The organism is Pseudonocardia xishanensis (assembly GCF_039541715.1).
Taxonomy (GTDB): domain Bacteria; phylum Actinomycetota; class Actinomycetes; order Mycobacteriales; family Pseudonocardiaceae; genus Pseudonocardia; species Pseudonocardia xishanensis.
Genome location: NZ_BAABGT010000093.1, coordinates 29,969 through 55,607 on the forward strand (window position 1 = coordinate 29,969; position 25,639 = coordinate 55,607).

Here is a 25,639-nt window from a genome sequence, read left to right on the forward strand (position 1 = left end):
GCCGGGGTGATGACCCGGGGGAAACGTCGCGCGTGAGGGGCGCTCGGGTCGTACCCGTCGGCCGTCGTTGGTGCAGTAGTCACGAGAACTCCAGTCGATGAGCCACCCAGGTGGGGTGGGCGGACCGCCCGACCCACCCCCACCCGAGGAGTGTCAGGCCAGGTCGCCGAACAGCGACTTGGCCTCCAGGTACTCCTTGATCCCGTGGGCGCCCGCCTCCCGGCCGTTCCCGGACTTCTTGTAGCCGCCGAACGGCGCTGCGGCATTGGTGGACCCGCCGTTCACGTGGACCATCCCAGTCCGCATGCGGCGGGCCACGGTGCGGGCGCGGTCGAGGTCTCCCGATGACACCATGCCGGACAGCCCGTACGGGCTGTCGTTCGCGATGCGGACCGCCTCGTCCTCATCGTCGTAGCCGATGAGCGTCAGCACCGGACCGAAGATCTCCTCTTGGGCGATCTCCATGTCGTTGGTGGCGGTGAACACCGTCGGTCGCACGTAGTACCCGGCCTCCAGGCCCTCGGGCCTTCCGAGGCCCCCGGTCACCAGGGTGGCGCCCTCGGCGATGGCGCCGTCGATCAGTCGCTGCACCTTGTCGAACTGGGCCTGCGAGACCAGCGGGCCGAGGTCGGTCGTGTCGTCCTCGGGAGAGCCCACGGTGAGCGAGTCGGCCTGCTTCTTGGCGATCTGCGCGGCCTCGTCCAGGCGATCGCGCGGGACGAGGATCCGGGTACCCGCGTTACAGGATTGCCCCGAGTTCGCGAACATCTTCGGGATGTCGCGGTTGAGGACGGCCTCGAGGTCCGCGTCGTCCAACACGATGTTGGCGGACTTGCCGCCGAGCTCCTGAGCGACCCGCTTGATCGTCGTCGCCGCGCGCTGCGCCACGTCGATGCCCGCCCGGGTCGAACCGGTGAACGAGATCATGTCGACGTCCGGGTGCTCGGCGAGCGCCACTCCTACGGTCGGCCCGTCTCCCTGAACGAGGTTGAACACGCCGGCGGGCACGCCCGCCTCGGCCAGCACCTCGGCGAACACGATGGCACTGAGCGGCGCGACCTCGCTGGGCTTGAGCACCATGGTGCACCCGGCCGCGAGGGCGGGGCCGACCTTGAGGCAGATCTGGTTGAGCGGCCAGTTCCACGGCGTGATCAGGCCACAGACCCCGACCGGTTCGAGCCGGACCGTCGTCTTCGCGAGCGACTCCTCGAACTCGAAGTCGCGCAGGGCGGCGAGGGTGGTCTTGAGGTGACCCAACCCCGCGGGGGCCTGCTTGGTGGTGGCCAGGGTGACCGGTGCGCCCATCTCCGCGGTCACCGCGGCGGCGATGTCCGGGATGCGCGACTCGTACACCTCGACGATCCGCTCGAGAAGCGCGACACGCTCCTCACGCGTGGTCTCCGAGAACGTGGTGAACGCCCGCTTGGCGGCGACGACCGCGGCATCGACGTCCGCGGCCGAGCCGAGCGCCACCGTGGCGACGGTCCTCTCGGTCGCGGGGTTGATCACGTCGATCTCGGTCGGGGCGAGAGGGGTCGACCACGCGCCGTCGATGTAGAACTCGTGGGTGTGCCCGACGATCGGGGCAGCCTGTGCGGTGTCCATGAGACTGTGACTACTCCAGGTTCAGAGGGGAGGGACGGATCTCTCCGCGGCCGAGTAGAAAGCTATCACGATGTCTGACTGCGTACCGGGGACTAGCCGACTGCGAGAGCAGGTGATAGGCCATGTTTCGTGGATGTTAAGAGTGGATCAGCAGTATAGAAAGCTTTCGTTTTGTGTTACGTTCGAGCAGTGGAACTGTATGTAGGCCCCGGTGGAAGCAGGCCGAAAGCGGCCGGTGCCGGAGGTGCCCGGTGACCGGGCGTCTCGTGATCGCGGACGAGGTGCGGGCAGCGCTCGCCGACGGGCTCGGTGTCGTCGCGCTCGAGTCCAGCCCGGTCGCGCACAGCGGGCCTCCGCTCGGGGGCGTCGAGATCGCCGCCGAGACCGAGGGCGCGGTGCGCGAAGCGGGCGCCGTCCCCGCGACCGTTGCCGTTCTCGACGGGGTGCTCCGAGTAGGACTCGGCTCCGCGGACCTGGTGCGGCTGGCGGAGGCCGGCGCCGCGGCCGCCAAGGTCGGACCACGGGACCTGCCCGCCTGCCTCGCCTCGATGGGCCTGGGGGCCACCACGATCGGCGGGACGCTGACCATCGCCGGCCTCGCCGGGATCCGGTTCACCGCGGCTAGCGGGCTTGGGGGAGTCCACCGTGGGTTTGCCGATCACCTCGACATCTCCGCCGACATCACCGAGGTCGCCCGCACCCCGGTGCTCGTGGTCGCGTCCGGGGTGAAGTCGATCTTGAACGTCCCAGCTACGGCGGAGCTGCTTGAGACGCTCTCGGTTCCGGTGCTCGGCTGGCGTACCGACACCCTTCCGGTGTACTACACGGGCAAGGGCGGACCGGCGGTGTCGACCCGGGTAGAGACGGTCGAGGAGGTTGCCGAGATCGTTCATCACCACTGGAACACCCTCGCGCGAGCGGGCGGGGTCCTACTCGGCCTGCCGCCGTCCCAGGATCTCGACGACGTAGAGTCGTTGATCGGGGACGCGTTGGTGGCAGCGGACGCGGACGGCGTCACCGGCCCGGCGATCACCCCCTACGTCATGAGCCGAGTGCACCGGGCCAGCGGCGGGCGGACGGCCGAGGCGGGCAGGCGGCTCATGATCGAGAACTCCCGTCTAGCGGGCGCGGTTGCTGCGGCGCACGCGAGGGCCTGGTGACCCGCGCGCAGGGGAGGTCACGGTGAGCAGGCTGCATGTCTTCGACATGGACGGCACGCTGCTGCGCAGCGCGGCCACGGTCGAGCTGTCGCGCTACCTCGGCAGCTTCGCGCAGGCCCACGCCATCGAGCAGGCATGGGAGCGCGGGGAGATCGAGGGCGTCGAGTTCTGGTCGGCGGTGCTGCCGCTGTGGTTGGGGGCGAGCGAGCCGGAGATCGACGCGGCCTTCGAGGCCGCCCGCTGGATCAGCGGCGTGCGGGAGGTCTTCGCGGACATCCGGGCACGCGGCGAGCACGCGGTGGTGATCTCACAGTCGCCCCACTTCTTCGTCCACCGGCTGGAGCGCTGGGGCGCGCACCGGGCCGTCGGCGCGAGCGTTCGACCCGGCGTCGTGCCGCAGCCGTCCGATCTCGTCTCAGCTCGCCGGAAGGTCGATCTCGCACTGGGCATCGCCGAGGAGCTCGGACTGACCCACGACGACTGCGTCGCGTACGGGGACTCCCGCTCGGACGTTCTGCTGTTCGAGCGGCTGAGCCACACGGTCGGGGTCAACCCCACGGCCCTGCTACGAGGGCGCTGCGCGGCGGTCTACGACGGAGAAGACCTCCGCGGCGCCTACGCGCTCGGCCGCGAGCTGCTGGACGGGACAGTCCCCTGAGCCCGTCATCGGGGGGAGGGGCGACTGCGCCTCCTGCGCAGCGGGCCTCCACCGCGAAGTGCTGCAGCGACGAAGCCCACCTCTGTGGCCGCGGCGGGCTGACGAACTCCTCCGGCTTGACCCACCGCTCGACGGGGTGGTGCCTCGGATTGTCGTTCTTCTCGGACGGCGCAGCCTTGGGCGTATCAGGGGGTCGCGGCCGAATGAATCCTGTCCACCACCTCGGTCCAGCGTCGAACCTCCCGATTGAGCCACAGCGTGTCGAGCAGCCCGCGAACCGAGCGTTCACGCTGCGGCGTCGGGCCGGCAGCAGGCTACGTGCGGCGGCGCTCGCACCCATGGCCCGACGGCTTGGGTGCCGCCGCCATCGGGTTGCAGCGGCGGGCGGCTGCACCTCTGCCGGGCAGCGGCGCGGCGATCGCGGTGACCATCCCGATGCGGGCGTCGAAGGCGCCCACACCAGACCCCGGAAACCGGCGTTCCCGTGCTTCGCAACGCTAGCCGTGACCGAGACCGGGGGAGTTCGACACTGTCGCGGTCCATCCTGGTGCGCGTCCTTCCGGGGTAGCAGCCGGAGGTCACGTCTACCTCGCGCGAAGCTCTACCGGTTTCGAGGCTCCCAGATCCAGGTCCTTCGTCTCCGGTCCGCGCGCAGCTCCGATGATGGTCAGCAGTGCCCCGACGGCGAGCAGTACGAGCACGGTGTAGTCGGCAGGCATGATCTTCCCCAGCCACAGCTGGTAGAAGCTGTAGAACGACGGGATGATCACGGACAGGCTGTACGCCAGACCGTAGCCCGAGCTGCGCACACCGATCGAGAAGCGCTCGTTGATGTAGGCCGGCATGAGCGCGAACGGCACGTCGATGATCGTCACGATCAAGATCGTGAGCAGGGTGACGGTGACCAGGTCGCTGGGTCTCGCGGTGACCAGTGCGGCGTAGGTGCCCACGCCGGCGGTGAGTGCCAGGGCGCCGAGCACGATCAGCACCCGCCGCCTGCCATAGCGCTGGGACAGCAGCCCGACCGCGATGTTCGACGGTATGAGCGTCACGTAGCTGATCGTCAACACGGCGGTGACGGCGGATGCCGACAGCCCCACGGTGCGCGAGAGCACACCGGGCAGGATCGCGGCTGCGGTCTGCAGGGCCAGCCACAAGCCCGTCATCAGCACGAAGACCTGGAGGAACCCGCGGCGCGTCTCGGCCGAGCTGAAGAGGTCGCGAAGCGGGTTCCGCTTCTTCGTGCCGGAGCCCTGTTCCTGGTGCTCCCACAGATCGGACTCGTCCACGGCGAAGCGGTAGTAGGCGAGGAGTCCGAAGGCCATCAGCGCGCCGAGGATGAAGGGGATGCGCCAACCCCACTGCACGTAGGCGGAGTCCAGGTCGCCGGAGGGCATGACTGCGAGCAGCCCGACGGTCAGCAGTGAGGCGGTGGCGTACGCCATCGGGAAACCGCAGTTGATGATGGCGCTGTAGAGGCCGCGATGACGCTTCTCGGCGTTCTCCATCGCGAGGGGGTTCGCTGCGGTGTACTCGCCCCCGAGGAAGATGCCATCGATGAAACGCAGGGCGATGAAGGCGACGATCGCCCAGCTCCCCCAGGTCTCGTAGCCCGGCAGCAGGCCCAGAGCCAGCGTGCACACTCCGAAACCGGCCACGGCGATGAACGTCGTCCGTCTGCGTCCGATCGTATCGGCCAGATGGCCGAAGATCGCAGCGCCGATCGGCCTGCCGAGCAGCGTCGCGACGAAGATCGCGCCCCCGACCAGCGATGTCGTCGCCGTGTCGATGTGCGCGGGGATGAAGTAGATCAGCGCCGGGGCGAGCACGATGATCGGCAGATAGATGTCGAACATGTCGACGTAGTAGGCGACCGCAGCGCCCTTGAGAGCGTTGCGGCCGCGCCGGTGCCGATCCGGATCCGCCGCGGGCGCGACAGGAGGCGGGGTGTCCATGGGGTCTCCCAGGTGAGAGGTGGAGGACGCGACGGACGTCACTGGAGTGTTCGACGTAGTCAAACGAAGTTCGATGGCCGCGTCTTGGACGTACCCTCACTAGTGCTACTGGGCGAGGTCAAGGTGTGAAACCAAGCGTGTTCATGCCGGTAACAAGCTGTTGACACCTCAAAGCTTGAACTCGACACAGCCCGGTAGGCATGGTGAATGCAGTTTGACGATGTCAAACCCAAGGACCGATGAGGAGTAGTACGTGAAGCAGATCAGCACCTCCGACGCACCGGGGTACCTGCCGTTCCTCACTCAGGGAATGGTCTCGAACGGCCTGCTCTGGGCGGCGGCGATCCCACGTGACCCGAAGACGCTGGACATCCCGGCCACCTTCGAGGAGCAGGTGCGCCTGTCCTTCCGCAACCTCGCCGCGGTCCTCGACGCGGCCGGGCTCACCCTGGACAGCCTCGTCAAGGTCAACGTCTACCTGGCCGACATGGCGGACTGGGCGGCGTTCAACGAGATCTACAAGGAGTACGTGAACCTGTCGCTCCCACCCATGCGTTGTGCGGTGCAGATCGCCGGCCTGAACAACGGCTACCTGATCGAGCTCGACGTCATCGCCGAGGTCGAGGAGAGCTGATGGACGCCCCTCTCCCGGCGGCGCCCGCGAGCGCGGCCGACGCCCCACCCCTGGACGACCCGGTCGGCCTGGAGGTCTTCCGCAACTCTCTCGTGGGAGTCGCCGAGGAGATGGGCGAGGTCATGATGCGGGCGGCGCTCTCGCCCATGATCAAGGAGCGCAACGACCGGTCGTGCGCCGTCTTCACCCGAGATCTGCAGCTGGTGGCGCAGGCCGAGCACCTCCCGATCCACCTGGCGCTGCTCGTCCGCACCGTCCCGGCCGCTCTCGCCGAGCTGCGCGAGCCCCTGCGTCCGGGCGACGTGTCCATCCACAACGACCCCTACCTCGGTGGGTCCCACCTGCCGGACATCACGTCGATCGCGCCGATTTACGACGCGGCGGACACCGAACTGCTCGGCTACTGCGCGGTCATCGCCCACATGGCGGACATCGGCGGCTCCACGCCCGGCGGAGTCGGCGGGCTCGCCCGCGACATCATCGAGGAGGGTGTGCTGATCCCCCCGGTGCGCATCGTCCGGGGTGGTCGGGTCGTGGCCGAGGTGCTGGACCTGCTGATGGCGAACGTCCGGCTCCCGGAGGTGCTTCGGGGCGACCTTCTGGCACAGATCGCCGCGGTGCGCGCAGGCGGGCACGCAGTGCGTGACCTGGCGGAGGCCGTGACGGCGGATCGTTTCCACGAGATGTGCCGACAGATCCTGGACTACTCGGGCCGTCGGACCAGGACGGCGATCGAGAACCTTCCCACGGGCGAGGCGCAGTTCGTCGACGTGGTCGACGACGACGGGCTGGGGAACGGGCCGCTCCCGGTCAGTGTGCGGATCCGGATCGACGGCGACGGCGTGGAGGCGGACTTCACGGGGTCCGCCCCGCAGCTGGCGGCTCCGGTGAACGCCTCACTCGCGGTGACCCGTTCCGCCGTGTTCTACGTCGTGCGCTGTCTGATCGACGCGTCGATCCCGACGACGGCGGCCTGCTTCGATGCGGTCCGGGTCGTCGCGCCCGAGGGCAGCATCGTCAACGCGACGGCGCCGGCCCCCGTCGGCGGCGGATCGCTGGAGACGGCGCAGCGCATCGTCGACGCCGTGATGGGCGCCTTCGCCCAGTTGGTCCCGGATCTCGTCACCGCCGCGGGAATGGGCTCGCACAACACCATCGCCATCGGGGGGACCTCGGCGACGACCGGACGCCGGTTCGTGCTGACGGAGAACCTCTCCGGTGGGGGTGGGGCACGAGCCGGTCTCGACGGCGTCTCGGTGCGCCGGGTCAATCTGATGAACACCCCGAACACCCCGGTCGAGGTGCTCGAGCGCGAGATCCCGGTGCGGGTCGTCCGGTGCGAGATGCGGGACGGGTCCGGTGGCGAGGGCCGCACGGTGGGCGGGCTCGGCCTGCGCAAGGAGTACGAGTTCGCGCAGGACTGCAGCGTCTCCATCCTGGCCGACCGCCAGGTCAACGCGCCGTGGGGCCTGTTCGGCGGCGGAAGCGCACAGGGTTCGTCCCACGAGCTGGTCCGCGCCGACGGAACCCGGGAGACGCTGCCGAGCAAGGTGGCCCTCACGGTTCACGCCGGGGACCGCTTGATCGCCCAGACCGCGGGTGGTGGCGGATACGGGCCCGCGGCGGTCACCACCGAGGAGGAGACGCCATGATCATCACGGAGGCGGAGCGCCAGGGAGGTCAGGTCGGCGTCGACGTCGGCGGCACCTTCACGGACGCCTACTTCGTGGCGGCCGACGGCACCCGGGCGACGGCGACGAAGCATCCCACGACCCGACCCGACCCGACCGGTGGGATCGTCGGGGGTCTCCGTGACCTGGTCGACCGCCACGGGGTGCGGCCGGACGAGATCGGCCAGGTGACCGTGGGGAGCACACTGGCACTGAACGCGGTTCTGGAGGGCCGCGGTGCCCGGACCGCGCTCGTCACGACGCGCGGGTTCCGCGACATCCTGGACATCGCGCGGGAACGTCGCGCCTCGCTCTACGACCTCCAACAGGTCGTTCCGGCCCCCGTCGTTCCGCGCGGGCTCCGATTCGAGGTGGACGAACGGATCGGCGCCGACGGTGCCACCGTGACCGCTCTCGACCTCGAGGCCTGCGGGGACGCGTTGCTCGCGGCCCTCGACGCGAGCGAGGTCGAGTCCGTCGCGATCTGTCTGATCAACTCGTTCCTCCGCCCCGAGCACGAGGAGGCGCTGCGCGAGCTCATCACCCGGGCCCGACCGCACCTGTTCGTCAGTGCCTCGGTCGACGTACACCGGCAGTACCGGGAGTACGAGCGCACGCTGGTGACGGCGATGAACGCCTACGTCGGTCCGATCATGCAGCACTACCTGCAGCGTCTGGGCACTGCGGTGGCGTCGATCGTTCCAGGCGCGGCCGTGCGCATCACCGACTCGGTCGGCGGCGCGATGAACATCGCCGCGGCGGGCCACCGCCCGGTGTTGACGATCATGTCCGGCCCCGCGTCCGGTGCCGCGGGCATCGCCGCGGTGTCCGAGCAGATGGCACACCCTCGCGACGGGGCGGGCGCGCTGCCGACGACCATCGTGGGCATGGACATGGGCGGTACAAGCTGCGACGTCACCGTCGTCGCGGACGGGGTGCCGGACCTCACCGCGGGGGTGTCGGTCGGCGAACATCGCGTGGCCGTGCAGGCCGTGGACATCCACTCCATCGGTGCGGGCGGCGGCACCATCGCCTGGGTGGACGATGGCGGTCTGCTGCGCGTCGGCCCACGCAGCACGGGGTCGGTCCCCGGCCCGGCCTGCTACGGGCTGGGCGGCACCGAGCCCACCGTCACCGACGCCCACCTGATCCTCGGTCATCTGGTGCCGGACATGGTGCTCGGTGACCGGATCCGCCTGGACCTCGAGCGCGCCATCGAGGCCTTCCGGCCGCTCGCACAGCAGCTGGGCATGACGGTGGAGGAGACCGCGCGGGGTGCGCTGCGCGTCGCCGACGCCTCGATGAGCAGGGCGGTCGAGACGATCACGGTGCGCCGCGGGATCGACCCGCGAGGCTGCGCACTCGTGGCCTACGGCGGCGCGGCGGGGCTGCACGCCGCCGGGATCGCCCGGTCCATGGGGATCTCGCAGGCGGTGATGCCCCGGTTCGGAGGCGTGCTCTCGGCGAACGGTGCGGTCTGGGCGCCCGAACACTACGAGGCCGCCGCCGCCGTGCTTCGACCGAGCGACGCGCTCACGTCCGGAGAGCTCACCACGCTGGTCAAGGAGCTCGAGGAGAAGGCGCGCGACACGGCGGGGGAGGCCGCGGCCGCGGCGATGACCCACGAGGTAGCACTCGACATGCGGTTCGTCGGACAGACCTCCACGTTGCGCGTCCCGGTCCCGGACCCGGACGCCCCGGATGCGCTGACCCGTGCGCACGACGACTTCACGGAGCGGTACCGCACCGTGTTCGGCTACGTGCTGCCCTCGGCGGCGTCGGAGATCGAGAACGCCCGCGTCCGGTTGACCGTGGTCCGGGACCGCATCGTCCCCCTCCCCGCCGACCCGCGCGGCGCCCTCGTCGAGCCGACCCGCTGGTCCGCGGTGTTCGACGGGGCCGAGCGGGTCGGCTGTGACCTGTGGGTCCTCGATCCCGAGGGAAGGGTCCCGGAGCGCATCCAGGGCCCGGCCGTGGTCGTCGGCGGCGGCTCGACGGCCCTCGTCCACCCCGGTCAGGTCGGCACGTTCGACCCGCACCGCAACATGACCATCAGTGAGGTGACGCCGTGAGCGAAGAGTCCGTTCTGATCCTGCAGCACATCGCGTGCGAGCCCCCCGCGCTGTACGAGGACGTCCTGCGCGCACGCGGCGCGACGCTGACCCGGGTCGAGGTCGACGAGGGTGAGCCGGTCCCGGATCTGCGCGGCTTCTCCGCGGTGGTGGCGATGGGCGGCCCCATGGGCGCGTACGAGGACGACCGTCTCCCCTGGTTGACGGCCGAGAAGGCCGCCATCGCCGACGGTGTCCGGGCCGGCGTTCCGTTCTGGGGGGTCTGCCTGGGTGCCCAACTGCTCGCGGCGGCGCTCGACGCCGAGGTGTGCCCCGGGCCCACTCCCGAGGTCGGCATCGGCACGGTGCACACCACCCAGGCCGCAGCCACCGACCCGGTGTTCGGCGAGCTCCCAGGGCGGTTCCGCTCCCTGCAGTGGCACTCGGACACCTTCGACCTGCCCGCGGACGCGGTGTTGCTCGCATGCTCGGACGCCTACCCGCACCAGGCCTTCCGCGTGGCCCGTGCCTACGGGCTCCAGTTCCACCTGGAGGTCACCCCCTCGCTCCTCGTCGAGTGGGCGGCGGTACCGGAGTACGCCGCCTCACTCGAGGCGGTCGACGGACCCGGTGCGGTCTCCCGGCTGCTCGCAGCGGCCGAGGAGGCCGCCGCCGAGACCGCGACGCTCGCCGGTCCCCTGTTCGAGCGGTGGCTCGACCGCGTCGTGGCCCCGGCGGTGGCATCGTGACCCTGTCGATGGGAGTCGGACTGTTCCCGACCGAACCGGTACCCCGGATGCGGGAGCTCGTGCTGCAGGCCGAGCAGCTCGGCTACGCCAACGCGTGGGTCGGCGACTCGCAGAACATCTGGCGGGACGCCACCGTCACCCTGGGAGCGGCGTCCGTCGGGACGTCCCGGATCATCCTGGGCACCGGTGTGACGAACCCGGTCACCCGCCATCCGTCGGTGCAGGCCTCCACCTGGGCGTCGCTCCACGAGGCGACGGCGGGCCGCGTGGCCATGGGCGTCGGGGTCGGCGACTCCGCGCTGTTCACCATGGGGCTGAAGCCCGCGCGGCTGCAGGAGCTGGAGTCCACCATCACCGATCTCCGCTCCCTGTGGGCCGGGAGGGAGGTCACCGAGGGTGCGACCGGCACCGGCTACCGCCTGGCCTATCTCGACGAGCCGAGCCCGGTCCCGGTCTACATCGCCGCCACGGGTCCGAAGATCCTGCAGCTGGCGGGCCGGGTCGCGGACGGGGTGATCCTGCTGGCGGGCACCTCGTCCGCGTTCGTCGAGGCGGGTCTGCGGATGATCGAGAAGGGCGCGGCCGAAGCGGGGCGCACCCTGGACGATCTGCACATCGTCCTGTGGACACCCACCGCCATCGACCCGGACCCGGTCGCCGCCCGCGACCTGGTGCGGGCGCACGTCGCCCGGGTCGCCATGCGACCCTTGCCGGTCGCCGTCGGGCCCGCGGAGGCCGCCGCCATCGAGCGCATCCGCGCGGCCTACGACTACTACGAGCACATGGAGGTCGGGGCCGCGCACTCCGCGCTGGTCCCGGACTCGCTGGTCGACCTGTTCGCCCTCGCCGGGACTCCCGACGAGTGTGCGGCCCGCCTCACCGAGCTCGACCATCTCGGCGTCGACCAGGTCGCCATCGTCCCCTACGTCGCACCCGGCGCCGACCGAGCAGACACCCTGAGCGCCTTCGCAGAGATCGTGAGCGGGGAACGACCCCGGAGAAGAGGAAACCGATGAGCAGCACCGAGCAACTCCCGCAGACGCCCGACACGCGCGTCCACCGCTACCGCTGGCTGCAGCGGGAGAGCCGGCAGGATCTCTACGACGTGCTCGACGCGGCCCTGGTCGCTCATGTCGGGTTCGCCACGCCGGACGGCCGCACGATGGTGATCCCCATGGGTTACGCCCGGGTGGACGACGCCATCCTCATGCACGGCTCCACGGGCGCCGGCCTGAACCGCAACGCCAAGACCGGGGTCGACCTGACGGCGACGATCACCGTGCTGGACGGCCTGGTCTTCGCCGAGTCGTTGTTCGACTCGACGCTGAACTACCGCTGCGCCATGGTGTTCGGCACCGCCGACCCGGTCGCGGACGAGGAGAAGGAGGCGTGCATCAAAGCGATCTCGGACAGGCTGATGCCGGGTCGGTGGGAGGAGGTGCGGCCGCCCACCACGCGCGAGCTCGCTGCGACCTACGTGCTGCGTCTGCCACTGGACAAGGCGAGTGTGAAGGTGCGGGAGGGCGGCCCGGACGGCGACGTGGTCGACGGACTGTGGACCGGGCACGTCCCGTTCGTCTCCTCGATCGGGGAACCGATCGTGCAGGAGGGCGTCGGGGCCGCGGCTCCGGCATCGGTGGCCAACACACTGGCCCGCTTCCGCGGCTGACCCAGGACACGGCCGCTCGGCGTCGTCGGCTCGAATACAGTACGTATCGTGCCGAGTGACAAGCGCATCCAGTCCGTGGCCAACGCGTCTCGGCTGCTCCTCGAACTCGCTGCGGTCAACGGGCCGATCCGGCTCAACGACCTGTCCGCGCGCCTCGGCATGAACAAGAGCTCGGTGCACCTGTTGCTGAGCACACTCGCGGACGCGGGCTTCGTCGAGCAGACGGCTGACGCCACCTACCGGCTCGGTCTCGCCCTGTTCGAGGTCGGGACCGCGGCCCTGCAGCAGTACGGACTGGGGGCTCGGCTCGCCCCGCCGATGGAGGCCCTGGCCGAGCAGACCCGAGAGGCGGTCACCCTCGGTGTGCTGCACCAGGACGACGTGCTCCTGGTGCAGCGCTTCGAGAGCGACCAGGTGCTCCGGGCGTCCATCCGCGTCGGCTCGCGCATGCCGTTGCACAGCTCGGCCTCCGGGCGGGCCATCCTGGCCTTCCTGCCCGAGGACGAGCGCCGCCGCCGGCTGACCGCGACCGGCATCGGGGCTGTGACCACGCGCCAGGTCCTGGCCCGCATGCAGGAGATCCGGGACGCGGGCTACGAGACCCAACAGGACGAATGGGCAGTCGAGGTCTCGTCCATCGCGGTGCCGGTGTTCGGGCTCTCCGGGGCCCCGGTCGCCGCGCTCAGCGTGTCCAGCCCGTCCGTCCGCTTCGCGCCGGACGGCTGGGTGGCACCGCTCGTCGCCACGGGCGAGCAGCTGACGATCCTGATCCAACAGATGTCCATGACGCGTGCGCATCTCGCGCGCATCGCTCCATAGCGACGGTCGGCCCCGGTGGTGGTGTCCGGCCGCCACAGCGAAGGGAAGATCGTGTACGCGCAGCAGAGCGCCACCGCAGGTCGGTGGTCGCGACGGACCGGGTGGGGATCCGGTTCGCGGGCGACTCGGGTGACGGGACCACCCAGACCGGGTCGGCCCACAGATCCTGCCCGGGCAGTCCGAGACGCCCCGATCATCCGCCCCGAAAGCCGGTGCCACTCCCCGATCTCCACAGCCGGTGCGAGCGCGTGCTGACAGATCGTCGTGACGTCGCGGTCCTCGACACGGCCGGCACGAAGATCGACGAACGCGGAGCTGTCGGGGCCGCCAGGCAGGTTGTGAAGGGTCGGCCGCCCGAGAACATCCACAGTGTTCTATGAATCTCAACCCAGGATGGCGATGGCCTGCATGTCCGCTGCGGGCACGTACGGTGACGACACGAGTCGACGAATGGCCGGCGCCCGGCCGTGGCCGGGCGCCGGCTCACTCACTGTCAGTCCGAAACTCCAGCCGGGTCAGATGCGACACCCCTTTCAACCGTTGCCGACACAGGCAACGTTGCCGGTTCGACGGGCATATCCCTCTCAACACCGTCGGCATCCCTGAGCGATGGCACGCTCCAGTAGGTCGGATCCATACCGTCGAGTTCGGTCTTCTCGCTTACCCGAAGTCCGATCGTCTTTTCGAGCAGGAAACAAAGGACCAGCGCCGAGACGACGGCGATTCCAACAGTGACGCCCAGCCCGACCAGCTGCCACCAGAGATTGATCTCCGCGTTCTGGAACGCGTACTCCCCATCCGTGATACCGACGAACCCACCCGTCTTCGTCCCCCAATGAACGATTCCAGGCATCAGGGCCCCATAGACGCCCGGTCCAACCAGAAGGGGGATCACCTTGGTCTCGTCCAGGCCAATCCTGGTGATCAGGCGATACACCCCATAGGCAAGGAACGGCCCCGGAATGGCGACGAGCAGCATGATCCACGGCTGGGTGATATCGAACATGGCGGTGCCGGCAATGTATCCAGCAATCGGACCAAGCATCGCCCAGAACGAGTTCTTGAGGCGATAACCCAGCAGAAGCCCACCCAAGCCGCCGCCGAACATCGCCGCGAAGACATTGATTGCCGCGATCCCGAATCCACTCGTCGTCATCGAGATGCCGACGTATCCGACCCCAGGGATGATGAAGCCACAGCCGAGTGCAATCCACGGAATGCAGCACATGAGGACGAGTACGCCGATTGTGGCCTTGCTCAGATCCGAGGGTCTCGGACCACTCGTCCGCAAGTCTGGCCGGGATGCCGTTCCGAGCCGTGGCCCCAGGCGCCACGCAAGAACGAGCGCAGTGAAGCCGACGTAGATGTAGAGCCCAAAGAGTCCCACATAATCGTGCACGCCCCGGTTCGTCAACGGACTCGTTGATCCCCAGGTCAAGTACAAGATCACCGGAATAAGGACCCCACCAGCAGCCGCGGAGAAGACGTACGTTGCGGCTGGCTTCATTCTCTCCAGTCCCACACCATGCAGCAGCGCACCGGCCGCCATCATAAAGGTGGCAAAGAAGATGAAGAAGACCTGGAATACATCGGCCTCGAACTGCAGCTTCGGATCAATGTTCTGCGAGAGGTGAGTGAGGTTGTACCCACCGAGCCACCAATCCGAGATTGCCCGACTAAGCGGGTTCGGGTCACCTCCCCCCACGACACCCGCCTGATAGTACTGCCAGATCCAGATCGCATATCCTACAAAGAGGAAGGCGGCACCGGCAACGATAGCCGCAAGTAGTTTCTGCACCCACGTATCGAGCACATTTTTTGGCCTTACGACTGCGCTGTCGATGAGACCGAAGGCGATGACCGCGCCCACCAGAGCAACCGAGCATACCAGGAAGAACGTCGACGAAAAGAAAGTCAGAAGGCTCACTTGATCTTCGAATGTCTGCGCAGAGAGCACTGCACGCCCCTTCCGGGATAGGTTTCCTGCCGCTACCTCAAGGCCTACTTCTGTAACGGCCTCACACCCCAATTGTTCGTTGGAGTGACGAGTCCGGGGAATGACGAGTCCGGCCGCGACAGGAGTCCGCCGCGGGGTCCTCCGCGCCGGACTCGAGCCTCACCACCGCCTAGTCGGACCTGGTCGTACCGTCGGCGGCCGCCGACTCGATTGCTGGCCTAGCAGGTTGAGCAGTGTCGGGCAAAGATACTGTGTACTCGCACAGCTGTCAATTCTGCCATGGTACAGTGACTTTTGTCCGTTTAGGCGGGTCCCCGGTTCGGTCGGCAGCAGTGCCACGCGCCAGCGGAGGGCCTATCGAGACCTTGGACGCCGAGGTCAAGCGGACCGTGTCACCCCCGATACCTTCCTGGTCACCGCGAGGGCTTGCCGGCCACTGGTTACGGCACGACGTGTTGCACCCTGTCGTCGATGATCTGGGGGATGCCACCGTGGCCGGAGGAGATCCGGGCACCTACCAGCTACCCCACCGACAGCATCGGCTCAGCCTTACCTGCGGCGAGCCCAGATTGAGACGATGCCGGTGTTACGGTCCGCTGATGACCAGCATCGTCGAGAAGGCCACGCAGCTGCGTCGCCTGCACGAGGCGCCCGAGCTGCTGCTCGTCGTCAACGTCTGGGACGCGATCACCGCGCGGGTCGTCGCGCAGACGCCCGGCACGAAGGCCCTGGCCACCGCTAGCTATAGCATCGCGGCCTCCCGCGGTTACGAGGACGGCGAGAACATCCCGCGGGACGAGATGATCGCCGAGGTCGGGCTGATCGCCCGGGTCGCGGGTGACCTACCGGTGACCGCGGACCTCGAGGCCGGCTACGGCGACCCGGGCGGCACCGTCGCCCGCGCCATCGACGTCGGGATCGTCGGCGCGAACCTCGAGGACCAGATGAAGCCGCTGTCCGAGTCGGTCCGGGCGGTCGAGGCCGCGCTCGCCGCCGGGGAGAAGGCGGGCGTGCCGTTCGTGCTCAACGCCCGCACGGACGCGTTCCTCCGGGCCGGCGACCGGGACCCCGAGGAGGTCCTGGCCGACGCGGTCGAGCGCGGCCGCGCGTACCTCGAGGCCGGCGCGACCACCTTCTTCGTGCCGGGCAAGCTCGACGAGACCACGGTCGGCCGCCTCGTCGAGGCGCTCGGCGAGCGCAAGATCAACCTCCTCGGCGTGCCGGGGTCCATCCCGCTCGAGACCGCGCAGAAGCTCGGCGTCGCCCGGGTCTCCCAGGGCCCGTGGAGCCAGAACGTCGCCCTGACCGCGCTGGCCGCGCTCGCCGAGGACGTCTACGCCGGCGGCGGGCTGCCCGCCGGCACCCGGAAGCTCAACTGACGCGGCCTCAACCCCCGCGGCGCACGAGCATCTCGAGCGAGACGCGGGCGGGCGGTAGGTAGAGGGCCCGGACCAGCCTGCTGCGCAGGGGAGCACCCCACCGACAAGAGGCCCACTTCATCACTCCAACCCATCGAGGAACTCGATCTTGGCCGTGCCTCTCCCGTCGAGCCAGGACCAGGTGCCGAAGGGCTTTGTGTGTCATAGGGCGCAGCGGCTGGAAGACCGCGGTGGGTGAGTCCGAACCCGACCGAATAGGACAAACGCTGAGACACCAGCCGGCCGAGGAGTTCGTCGGAGGCTCCGGCGCCGTCGACGCGGATCAGGACTTTCAATCCGGCTCGGCGCCCGGGCCGGAGGCCGCGCAACCGGCGCAGCGCCGCCCGGATCACGGTGATGTGGTCGGCGGCGGTGTCCGAACCGGCGTTCCCCAGGGCGCACCAGCGCGGCGAGGGGCTCACCGGTCCCGGCGACGCCGTGGTCGACGAACGCCCACAACGGGTGCTGCCCGAACCCCTTCTTGAACCTCGGAGCCGCTCCCTGCTTCTCGGAGTGAGCGGTGACCAAGGTGGCGTCCACGTCGATGACCAGCGGGTTCGCCGCGTCGATGTCGTGGTCGCGAGCGGCACGGCGATCAGGCTGGACACCGGCAGCGAGGCAACCATCGAGATCCTCCGAAGTCACGCCCTGCTCACGCGGTCTGATCGCCGCAACAAGCAGACGTCAGCAGGCGCCTCGCACGTATGGATCAGGAAGCTTCCACTTCCACAGGGCGAGGCAGCCCGAAGTGACGACGCTCGCGGGTGTACAGGCCGCCGAACACGACAACGGCGAACACCAGGTAGACGACCGTGAGGATCGCCACCCCCTCACCCCAGAAGCCAAGCAGGAGCAGTGCGGCGGGAATGGCGCACGTCACCCACCCCTGCAGGATGGCGACGATCCCCGTGTAGCGAGAGAGTTCCTGCTTACCGAGACCGAAGACGAGGAAGAAGAGCGTCCACAGCAGGGCCCAGTAGAGCCAGATGATCCCGAAGACGGGATCGAGGAATTTCACGAAGTTCACCGCCGCATACCCCACTGACGCGATCGCGACGAAGAGGCTGTAGTAGCCGAAGCCACCGCCGTCGAGGCCGAAGAACAGCAAGAATGCGACGTACAGGTAGGTGAAACCGAAGAGGTACAGGCCCGACGCGTTTAGCAGTGTGGACGCATCCCCATCGGCCGTGAAGATGAGGTATGTAGGCGTCACGACTTGAAGCAGCCCGACGAAGAGGTTGATCGGCGCCACGCCCTTGGCTTCGAGGCGACCCATGAGCAAGAAGCCGTTCACGAAGAGCACGGCACCTACGTAGAACAGGCCTATTGCAGACACTGAGGGGCTCCTTCCGGCATTCTCATTGGACGCACGTGCTCGACCTCAAGATTGCTCGGATCGAGTTCTAGTGCGAGGTCAGGACTGTAGTAGCTACGAGCAGATCAACATGTAGTACGTCTCACAATCCCCGCGGTCGTAGATTTGAGAAATTACAGTGGGGCCGCCTTGGAGTGACGTGCAACACTGCTCGCCCACCACTTCTGCGACCGGACTGGAGCAGCGACGTCGTGAAGCCCCCAAGATTCAGGTACGTCCGACCGACAACCCTCGACGAGGCACTCGACCTCAGGGCCGACGAGGACATTGAGTCCGTCATTCTGGCCGGCGGGCAGAGCCTTATTCCGATGATGAACTTCCGCCTGGCTCGTCCGGAGCTCGTCATCGACATCGGGGGGATCAAGGAGCTTCGCGCCATCTCGCGGACGACGGACGCTCTCGTCGTCGGCGCAGGTACTCGTCAAGCCGACGCACTCATTGCCCCCGAAGTAGCGAGCGGGGCTCCGCTCTTCATCCAGGCTCTGCGGCACGTCGGGCACGTGGCCATCCGCAACCGCGGCACCGTGGGGGGCTCCATCGCTCACGCCGATCCCGCTGCCGAGCTGCCTGTCGCTCTGCTCGCCCTCGACGGGTCGGTCGTCGCTCAGGACCGATCGGGACGGAGGACCGTCCGGGCGACGGAACTGTTCGAGACGGCCTTCACGACCAGCCTGAGATCGACGGAGATCCTGGTCGAGGTGCACGCACCGGTCGAGCCGCGGGCTCAGGTCTCCTTCGTCGAGATCTCTCGCCGGCACGGCGACTTCGCGCTGGTCAGCGCGGCCGTGTCGACCACGGTGGACGACGGCAGGTTCTCCAGCGTCCGCATCGCGCTGGGTGGAGTGGCTCATGTGCCCGTCCGCTGTGAGGCCGCGGAGCAGCTCGCCCTCGAGGGTGGCCCCACCGCCGACCATATCCGGGAGGTCGCCCGGGCCGCGGCGGCGGGCATCGACCCGAGCGACGACTTCCACGCGACCGCCGCCTACCGCAGGCAGGTAACGGCGGTCCTTGTGGAGAGAGCGATCACGGACACATGCGGCGTACTGACGGAGGTGGCGTGACGATGACGACCGACGAGAAGACCGAAGCGCATCCGGTCGAGTTCGAGCTGAACGGGCGGAGGATCCGCCTGCAGGTCGACCCCCGAACCCTCCTGGCTGACGTCGTCCGGCACGAGGCCGGTCTCACCGGCCTGAAGATCGCATGCGAGCAGGGCGTGTGCGGGTCGTGCACCGTTCTGGAGGACGGCCGCCCCATCAGGTCCTGCATCACACTCGCCGTACAGGTCGATGGTTCATCGATCGAGACCATTGAGAGCATAGCGGGGCACAGCGCCGACCTGCACCCGATCCAGGAGTCGTTCCAACGAGAACATGGTCTGCAATGCGGGTTCTGCACCCCGGGGATGGTCCTGACCGCGAAGGCGCTCCTGGCCGAGAACCCCGACCCGAGCGAACAGGAGATTCGCGAGTACCTGTCGGGCAACGTCTGCCGGTGCACCGGATATGTCGGAATCGTCGCATCCGTCCGGGATGCGGCGCGCTGCACGAGATCTGCCCGTACATCCACGGTCGGCACTGAAGGCGAAGGGGTCTGACGATGGTAGCGGTCGAGCCGATGGCGCCAGTTGCGACAGCAGAGTCACCTGCTCCCTACATCGGCCGAAAGGTGTTGAGGTCGGAGGACCCGCGCTTCCTGACGGGTCGCGCTCGGTACACCGACGACGTCGCCGAACCGGTGGGGCTGTTGCACGCTGCGTTCCTGCGGAGTCCGCACGCGCATGCACGGATCGTCTCGATCGATGCTTCTCGCGCGCTCGGGATAGACGGTGTCGAGGCTGTCTACACACAGGCGGAAGTTTCCGGCGTTCTGGGTGACTTCACCACGACGCTGCCGATGCCCGAGGTCAAGACGATCACGCGGCCGATCCTGAACTCCACTCGGGCGTACTGGGTGGGGCAGCCGATCGCCGTCGTACTGGGGACGTCCCGCTACACCGCCGAGGACGGTGTGGACGCGCTCGACGTCGAATGGGAGATCCTCGAGCCGCTCATGGACGCCGAGCTGTTGCTCACCGATCCCCAGGAGCCGATGCACGACGCCTTTCCGGACAACAACTTCGCTCACATCGAGTACCAGATGGGCGATGTCGACGAGCTGTTCGCGAAGGCGGCCCACACGTTCTCGAAGCGGTTCCACCAGGGCCGCTATATGGCCGCACCACTGGAACCGCGCGGCGTGATGGCCGACTTCGATCCATCGACGGGCGAGCTCACGGTGTGGAGCTCCACGCAGGTGCCGCATTTCATGCGATCACTCATCGCCGGACCCCTGGGGATTCCTGAGTCGACCATCCGTGTCATCGCCGACAACGTCGGCGGCGGGTTCGGGATGAAGTGCCACGTCTTCGATGAAGAGGCGATCGTGCCTGCGGTGTCGAAGCTCAGCGGCCGACCGGTGAAGTGGATCGAGGATCGCTACGAGAACCTCGCGGCGTCGTCGCACGCGAAGGAGACGGTGTGCTATCTCGAAGCAGCCGTCGACGAGGCGGGAACGCTCCTCGCGCTGCGCGGGCGGTTCATCGGGATCGGTGGCGCGTGGCCTTCCCACCCGTGGACGTCGCTGGTCGACACCGTCGTCGCAGCACAGCACATGCCGATGATCTACGACCTCAAGGCCGTCGGGTACACGGTTGACACTCCTGTCACCAACAGGTGCCCCACCGGCGCCTACCGCGGAGTGGGATGGACGGTGGTCTCGTCGGCGCGCGAGACCTTCGTCGACGAGATCGCACGGGAGCTCGACATCGACCCCGTGGAGTTCCGTCTGCGCAACTGCATCCCGGACCGGCCCTTCACCACCGTGACCGGTCAGACCTTCGACGGGGGGAGCTATCAGGGCTCGCTGCGGAAGGTGCGGGAGATGCTCGACTACGACGCGTTCCGCAAGCGCCAGGCCGAGCTGCGTGAACAGGGCCGTTACATCGGGCTCGGCCTCTGCGCCTATGTGGAGCCGACGGCGTGGGGCTCCGACATCGCGGTGCAGCAGGGCTTCAAGAACGCGGCGTACTTCGACGCCGCGAGCGTCACCATGGAGCCGGACGGCTCGGTCACGGTCACGACGGGAATGCATTGCCACGGTCAGGCACACGAGACGACTCTCGCGCAGGTGGCTGCCGACACCATCGGCGTGACCCTGGAGTCGGTGCGCGTCATCGAGAACGACACCGCTCGAGCGGTCTACGGCATGGGAACCTGGGGAAGCCGGAGCGCCGTCATCGGCGGCGGTGCGATCATGCGAGCCGGTCGTGACGTCAAGGCCAACCTGCAGCGGATGGCCGGGCGCGCCATGGAGGTCGCGCCGGAGGACATCGAGATCTCGCAGGGCGTCGCGTCGGTGGCGGGCATGCCGTCCCGGTCGATGACGGTCGCCGAGGTGGCGGCGTTCGCCTACTACGGGGGCGACAGCCGCCCGGACGGCCACGAGCCCGCCCTGACGGCGACCCGGTCCTACGACCCCGATCCCGCCTACTCCAACGGCACCTTCGCGGCGATCGTGGAGGTCGATCCGCAGACCGGAGAGGTCACCATCGAGAAGATGGTCATCTGCGAGGACTGCGGCGTGATCATCAATCCGATGATCGTCGACGGTCAGATCGCCGGCGGCGTCGCGCAGGGCATCGGTGGCGCCATGTTCGAGGACCTCGTGTACGACGGTGGCGGTCAGTTCGTCTCGGGCAGCCTCATGGAGTACCTGTACCCGTCGGCCACGGAGGTGCCTCCGATGGAGATCTCCCACATCGAAACAGCCTCGCCCGTGACGGAGGGCGGTATCAAGGGCATGGGCGAAGCGGGCGCGCTGGGCGGAGTGCCGGTGCTCAACGCCGTCGCGGACGCACTGAGCCCGTTCGGCACGATCGTGATCGAGAAGGCCCCTCTGCGGCCGTGCGATGTCCTCGAACTCATCGAGCGAGCGCGCGCCGCGGGGCCGGCCACGTGAAGGACCGGGCCGACGGGCGGCCCGAGCGTCCGGGAGAGGACCGGGCCGCCCGTCGCCCAACCACGCCGGTGTCCATCGAGGAGCTGACGTCGGCGCTGGAGGGAGTGGGGTACTTCGCCGACCGCGGGCTGGCAACGGCCCTGTTCCTGGCTCTGCGGTCCCGGCGGCCCCTCCTCCTCGAGGGCGAGGCAGGCGTCGGGAAGACCGAGGCCGCGAAGGCGCTGCGCGCGGTCCTCGATGCCGACCTCATCAGGCTCCAGTGCTACGAGGGCATCGACGCGCGGCAGGCGCTGTACGACTGGGACTATCCCCGCCAATTGCTCGCGGCCAGGCTCGCGCACGAGTCCGGGCCGGGCAACCGTACCGAGGTGGACGATCTGTACGGCCCTGAGTTCATCACCGAGCGGCCGCTGCTGCGGGCGCTTCGCGCAGGAGAACGGGCCGTACTGCTGGTGGACGAGATCGACCGAGCCGACGATCAGTTCGAGGCGTTGATGCTCGAGTTGCTCTCGGACTTCACGATAAGCGTTCCGGAGATGAACGAGACCATCCGAGCGGCAGTGCCGCCGGTCGTCGTCCTGACCTCGAACCGCACCAGGGAACTGCATGACGCACTTCGCCGCCGGTGCGCCTACGTGTGGATCGACCCGCCCGACGCCCAGCTCGAGATCCGGATCGTGCGGGCGCGGCTGCCGGGGATCGAGCCGCGGTTGGCCGACTCCGTCGCGACCGCAGTGGCCCGGATCCGCAAGCTGGATCTGCTGAAGGTTCCGGGAATCGCGGAGACGCTGGACTGGGCCCGCGCGCTCGCGATGATCGGTGCCCACGCCGTCACCGTCGAGGCTGCACGGGCCACCCTCGGCTGGGTGGTGAAGACCCGGGAGGACACCAGTGCCGTGGGCGCGGTCCTCGACGACATCGTCGTGGAACCGGCGTCGTGAGTGACGTCGACGACAGCACCGCCGGCAGCTCGGCCGAGGCCGGCTCCTCCGGGCCCGCCCTCCTCGATGAACTCCTCGGATTCTGCGGGCTGTTGAGGGCGGAAGGCCTGTCGAACGATGCGGAGCGGGTCCGGACCTTCTGCGAGGCCGTCGCCGAACTCGGACCCGAGAACTGCTACTGGGCCGGCCGGACGATCCTGACGTCCGAGCGCGAGGACGGACCGACCTACGATCGCGTCTTTCGCCGCTACTGGCGGGCCAGGGGACGCGCCCTCGCCTCGGTCGCCGTGGCGATGCCGGCGCAGGAGACATCGCTCGTCGCCGTCGACGGGGCGGGGCTCGACCCGCCGGGGGATGCGACGAGGCTCGTCGGCGGGAGCGCCAGTCCGGTCGAGGCGTTGGGCGGCAAGAGTGCGGCGGGTTTGTCGCCGGAGGCTCAGGCCGACCTGCAACGCCTCTACCGACGGCTCGTGCTGCCGCTTCCGTCCCGGACCACTCCCCGCCTCCGGCCGGCGTCGACAGGCACCGTCGACCTGGCGCGAACCATCCGATCAGCGCTCCGGACCGCGGGCGAACCGGTTCCGCTGTCCCGTGCACGACGCCGCCGCCGGCCCCGCCCCCTCGCGCTGCTGATCGACGTGTCGCGGTCGATGGCGCAGCACTCCGAGCGTATGGCGGTGTTCGCGCACTCGATGGCCGATCGGCAGGTGGGGTGTGAGGTCTTCTGCTTCGGCACCCACGCCACCCACGTGACACCGTCGTTGCTCCGCCGATCTTCCCAGGAAGCCCTTGCGCAGGCGACCACGGCCGTCACGGACTGGAACGGAGGCACTCGGATCGGCGAGTCCTTGGCCCAGTTGCTGGCCGACCCACGTCACGCGGCACGGCTGCGAGGCACAGTCTGCGTTGTCGTGTCGGATGGGCTGGACACCGGAGACCCCGAGCTGATCGGCAGCACCGTCGCCAGACTCCGCAGGCTCTCGCACCGCCTCATCTGGATGAACCCCTTTGCCGACGAACCCGGCTACGCCCCACGGGCTCGGGCGATGCAGGCGGCTCTGCCCCATCTCGACGCCTTCGTCTCCGGCTCCGACCTGTCCGGTCTCGCGGCCGCCCTCTCGTCGTTGCAGGTCGGTTCCCGGCGATCTGCTTTCCGGCCGGTGGACCGACGCCCTCTCTAGGCGTGGGGACGGACGCCCGGTGTCTACACGGAGCTGCGCGAACGAGGTTGGCCGATAGCGACGGCGACGGAGAGATCGGCTCGGTTCAGGGTCGCCGATCTCACGGCCACCTCCGATGACGCACGCATCCGCGCCAGCACCTGGACGGCGAGGTAGATGTCGACGATCGTCGTCAGCTCCCGCAACGATCTGCCGATCAACTCCTCGGCCCGACTGATGCGGTAGCGCACCGAGTTGGGGTGGATGTGCAGCTCATTGGCCGTGTCGTTGATGCTCAAGCTGTTCCCGAGGTACGCCAGGAGCGTCTCCAGGATGGGCGCGTTCTCCTCGAGAACAGCGATCAGGTCGCGGGCTCGTCGACGGAGCTGGTCCTCGTTCCCCGTGCTGATGGCGATGTCGGCGACAGTGAAGTCCTCGAACCGCTGGACCGATGCACCCCCGCCTGATCGTGCGACAGCTCGTGCGAGGGCCAGCCGCGCATCGCGGTAACTGTTGACGATCTGGTCGACAGACGCCACCTTGCGGCCTACACCGGCCGATGCCACGAACCCGCGCGCCTCGAGGACACCGAGACACTCCTCGACGCTCCCTGCATCGGACGCCTGCACGAGCAGGACGATGAGATCCTCGGTGCCGGCGACGAGATTGGGGACGGACGCGTTGGCCATCAGTCCTCGGACGATCTGGGCGGACTCGCGCAGCTGCCGTCCGTGCAGCTCAGGATCCAGCCGCTTCTCACACCACTGGGGCTGCGCTATCGACGCGACGAAGCAGGGACCGTGCGGGACGAAACCGAAGGGTCGCAGGTAGTCCCAGCCGAAGCGCTCTTGCTCGTTCCCCGAGATCAGGCGGGTCAGTACGTCTGCCCGTTGCAGCGCTTCCTCGTTCGCCGCCGCCCGGCGGCTCAGGGCGATGACGTCGAGGAGTTGCTCGACCGTGGCGATGAGAGGCGAGACGACGTCGTTCGAAGGCGCGGAACCCCGCTTCGCAAGGACGATCCAACGGAGGCTCTCGTCTGGACCGCTGATCATCGATGCCACGACGTGCCACTGCCCGACGGAGAACCGCTGCCGGGAGTGGTTTCCCTTGTTGATGTTGCGCCAGATGACCTCGGTCGGCCCTTCTCCGGTCACGGAGATCACCCGACCGTCAGGGTGGTACAGGATGACGGTGCTGTGCACGACCGCCCCGAGTCGACGGAGGAGTGAGCCGGTCGGGTCGGGCGCCGAGACGGCACCGATCAGACTTGACTGCAGCGTCAGGAGGCGTTGATAGAGCTGCAGGTCCGCGCGGGTGTTGCGTTCGGTGATCGCGTCCTTGATCTCACGGAGAGAGGCGCTCGAGCCCGCGGTCAGCAGCGCGAGCCGATGTTCCTCCGCGGCAGCACGCATCGCAGGGGGAAGCGGGTCCGAGTCCGAGACCGACCGCACGATGCCGGCCGCTCCCGCGACGCGTGCTGCCGCGATGAGACGCGTGTCGGCCGCGTCGTCCGAAGCGACAGGTCCTCCGCTGGTGAGTAGCAGTACGCCGTGATGACGGTCGCTACGCGGCTGCTCGCCGAACGGCAGGAACGCCGAACCGACCACCTCCGTCTCGAGCACCGCTTCTCCGCCGACTACAAGTTGCAGGTCGAGGTCGGGTTGTCGTAGGACATCGCGCAGGTTGAGCGTCATCGGTCCTCCCCAGTGCCGCATCGTCGGGGCCGTGCCGTAGGCGGAGAATTCGCGATTGTTGCACAACGACTTGCGCCGCCGCGACGCTCCGTAGCCGGTGGAGGCCGAACGGGCGTCGCGGCGGC

Annotated in this window: 20 protein-coding genes and 1 pseudogene; 15 read left to right on the plus strand and 6 right to left on the minus strand. The window is 68.5% G+C overall.

What is annotated here, in order from left to right; all coding sequences use genetic code 11:
- Positions 1-153: 153 nt before the first annotated feature.
- Positions 154-1,605 (minus strand): aldehyde dehydrogenase family protein, encoded by a 1,452-nt coding sequence (locus ABD993_RS28085; RefSeq protein ID WP_345424958.1) that lies wholly within the window; start codon positions 1,603-1,605, stop codon positions 154-156.
- A gap of 251 nt (positions 1,606-1,856) precedes the next feature.
- Between ABD993_RS28085 and ABD993_RS28090 the strand changes: the two genes are divergently transcribed.
- Together ABD993_RS28090 and ABD993_RS28095 are read left to right on the plus strand one after the other, a co-directional pair.
- On the plus strand, positions 1,857-2,765 hold the full coding sequence (locus ABD993_RS28090) for a pseudouridine-5'-phosphate glycosidase (protein ID WP_345424961.1): 909 nt from the start codon (positions 1,857-1,859) through the stop codon (positions 2,763-2,765).
- 22 nt (positions 2,766-2,787) lie between these two features.
- On the plus strand, positions 2,788-3,423 hold the full coding sequence (locus ABD993_RS28095) for an HAD family hydrolase (protein WP_345424963.1): 636 nt from the start codon (positions 2,788-2,790) through the stop codon (positions 3,421-3,423).
- A gap of 584 nt (positions 3,424-4,007) precedes the next feature.
- Here ABD993_RS28095 and ABD993_RS28100 read toward each other — a convergent pair.
- Positions 4,008-5,378, minus strand: a complete 1,371-nt coding sequence (locus ABD993_RS28100) for an MFS transporter (RefSeq protein ID WP_345424966.1) — start codon at positions 5,376-5,378, stop codon at positions 4,008-4,010.
- Positions 5,379-5,631: 253 nt separating this feature from the next.
- Between ABD993_RS28100 and ABD993_RS28105 the strand changes: the two genes are divergently transcribed.
- The 7 genes from ABD993_RS28105 to ABD993_RS28135 are packed head-to-tail and all read left to right on the plus strand — an operon-like array spanning position 5,632 to position 12,970.
- A complete protein-coding gene (locus tag ABD993_RS28105; protein ID WP_345424969.1) occupies positions 5,632-6,012 on the plus strand; it encodes a RidA family protein in 381 nt (126 codons plus the stop codon).
- Complete coding sequence (locus ABD993_RS28110) at positions 6,012-7,664, plus strand: hydantoinase B/oxoprolinase family protein (protein WP_345424972.1); 1,653 nt, start codon at positions 6,012-6,014, stop codon at positions 7,662-7,664. The genes ABD993_RS28105 and ABD993_RS28110 overlap by 1 nt, the downstream gene beginning before the upstream one ends.
- Positions 7,661-9,754, plus strand: coding sequence for a hydantoinase/oxoprolinase family protein (locus ABD993_RS28115; RefSeq protein ID WP_345424975.1), 2,094 nt, complete (start codon positions 7,661-7,663; stop codon positions 9,752-9,754). Before ABD993_RS28110 ends, ABD993_RS28115 begins: the two co-directional genes overlap by 4 nt.
- A complete protein-coding gene (locus ABD993_RS28120) occupies positions 9,751-10,482 on the plus strand; it encodes a type 1 glutamine amidotransferase (protein WP_345424978.1) in 732 nt (243 codons plus the stop codon). Before ABD993_RS28115 ends, ABD993_RS28120 begins: the two co-directional genes overlap by 4 nt.
- An 8-nt stretch (positions 10,483-10,490) precedes the next feature.
- Positions 10,491-11,498: an LLM class flavin-dependent oxidoreductase gene (locus ABD993_RS28125; RefSeq protein WP_345424981.1), complete on the plus strand. Its 1,008-nt coding sequence runs from the start codon at positions 10,491-10,493 to the stop codon at positions 11,496-11,498.
- Entirely contained in the window at positions 11,495-12,151 is a 657-nt protein-coding gene (locus ABD993_RS28130) for a pyridoxamine 5'-phosphate oxidase family protein (protein WP_345424984.1), read from the plus strand. Before ABD993_RS28125 ends, ABD993_RS28130 begins: the two co-directional genes overlap by 4 nt.
- Before the next feature lie 48 nt (positions 12,152-12,199).
- Positions 12,200-12,970: an IclR family transcriptional regulator gene (locus ABD993_RS28135; protein ID WP_345424987.1), complete on the plus strand. Its 771-nt coding sequence runs from the start codon at positions 12,200-12,202 to the stop codon at positions 12,968-12,970.
- A 493-nt stretch (positions 12,971-13,463) separates the two neighbouring features.
- Here ABD993_RS28135 and ABD993_RS28140 read toward each other — a convergent pair whose 3' ends face one another.
- Positions 13,464-14,927 carry an ammonium transporter family protein gene (locus ABD993_RS28140; RefSeq protein WP_345424990.1) on the minus strand — a complete coding sequence of 488 codons (1,464 nt, stop codon included), beginning with the start codon at positions 14,925-14,927 and terminating at the stop codon, positions 13,464-13,466.
- 599 nt (positions 14,928-15,526) lie between these two features.
- Between ABD993_RS28140 and ABD993_RS28145 the strand changes: the two genes are divergently transcribed.
- On the plus strand, positions 15,527-16,306 hold the full coding sequence (locus ABD993_RS28145; protein WP_345424993.1) for an isocitrate lyase/PEP mutase family protein: 780 nt from the start codon (positions 15,527-15,529) through the stop codon (positions 16,304-16,306).
- A 236-nt stretch (positions 16,307-16,542) separates the two neighbouring features.
- Here the strand turns inward: ABD993_RS28145 and ABD993_RS28150 are convergent.
- Positions 16,543-16,930, minus strand: a pseudogene (locus tag ABD993_RS28150) (transposase); the annotation flags it as partial.
- A gap of 124 nt (positions 16,931-17,054) precedes the next feature.
- On the minus strand, positions 17,055-17,681 hold the full coding sequence (locus tag ABD993_RS28155; protein ID WP_345424996.1) for an AmiS/UreI family transporter: 627 nt from the start codon (positions 17,679-17,681) through the stop codon (positions 17,055-17,057).
- A gap of 173 nt (positions 17,682-17,854) precedes the next feature.
- Between ABD993_RS28155 and ABD993_RS28160 the strand changes: the two genes are divergently transcribed.
- From ABD993_RS28160 to ABD993_RS28180, 5 genes are read left to right on the plus strand one after another with little or no spacing between them, the layout of a single operon-like run.
- Positions 17,855-18,781 carry an FAD binding domain-containing protein gene (locus ABD993_RS28160; RefSeq protein WP_345424999.1) on the plus strand — a complete coding sequence of 309 codons (927 nt, stop codon included), beginning with the start codon at positions 17,855-17,857 and terminating at the stop codon, positions 18,779-18,781.
- Positions 18,782-18,783: 2 nt separating this feature from the next.
- Entirely contained in the window at positions 18,784-19,317 is a 534-nt protein-coding gene (locus ABD993_RS28165; protein WP_345425002.1) for a (2Fe-2S)-binding protein, read from the plus strand.
- 2 nt (positions 19,318-19,319) lie between these two features.
- Positions 19,320-21,719, plus strand: a complete 2,400-nt coding sequence (locus ABD993_RS28170) for a xanthine dehydrogenase family protein molybdopterin-binding subunit (RefSeq protein ID WP_345425005.1) — start codon at positions 19,320-19,322, stop codon at positions 21,717-21,719.
- The gene (locus ABD993_RS28175; protein ID WP_345425008.1) at positions 21,716-22,660 is read left to right on the plus strand and encodes an AAA family ATPase; all 945 of its coding nucleotides are present in this window, start codon (positions 21,716-21,718) and stop codon (positions 22,658-22,660) included. Before ABD993_RS28170 ends, ABD993_RS28175 begins: the two co-directional genes overlap by 4 nt.
- The gene (locus ABD993_RS28180; protein ID WP_345425012.1) at positions 22,657-23,841 is read left to right on the plus strand and encodes a vWA domain-containing protein; all 1,185 of its coding nucleotides are present in this window, start codon (positions 22,657-22,659) and stop codon (positions 23,839-23,841) included. Before ABD993_RS28175 ends, ABD993_RS28180 begins: the two co-directional genes overlap by 4 nt.
- Before the next feature lie 23 nt (positions 23,842-23,864).
- Here the strand turns inward: ABD993_RS28180 and ABD993_RS28185 are convergent, their stop codons facing one another.
- Entirely contained in the window at positions 23,865-25,514 is a 1,650-nt protein-coding gene (locus ABD993_RS28185) for a helix-turn-helix domain-containing protein (RefSeq protein WP_345425015.1), read from the minus strand.
- Between the last annotated feature and the right edge of the window lie 125 nt (positions 25,515-25,639).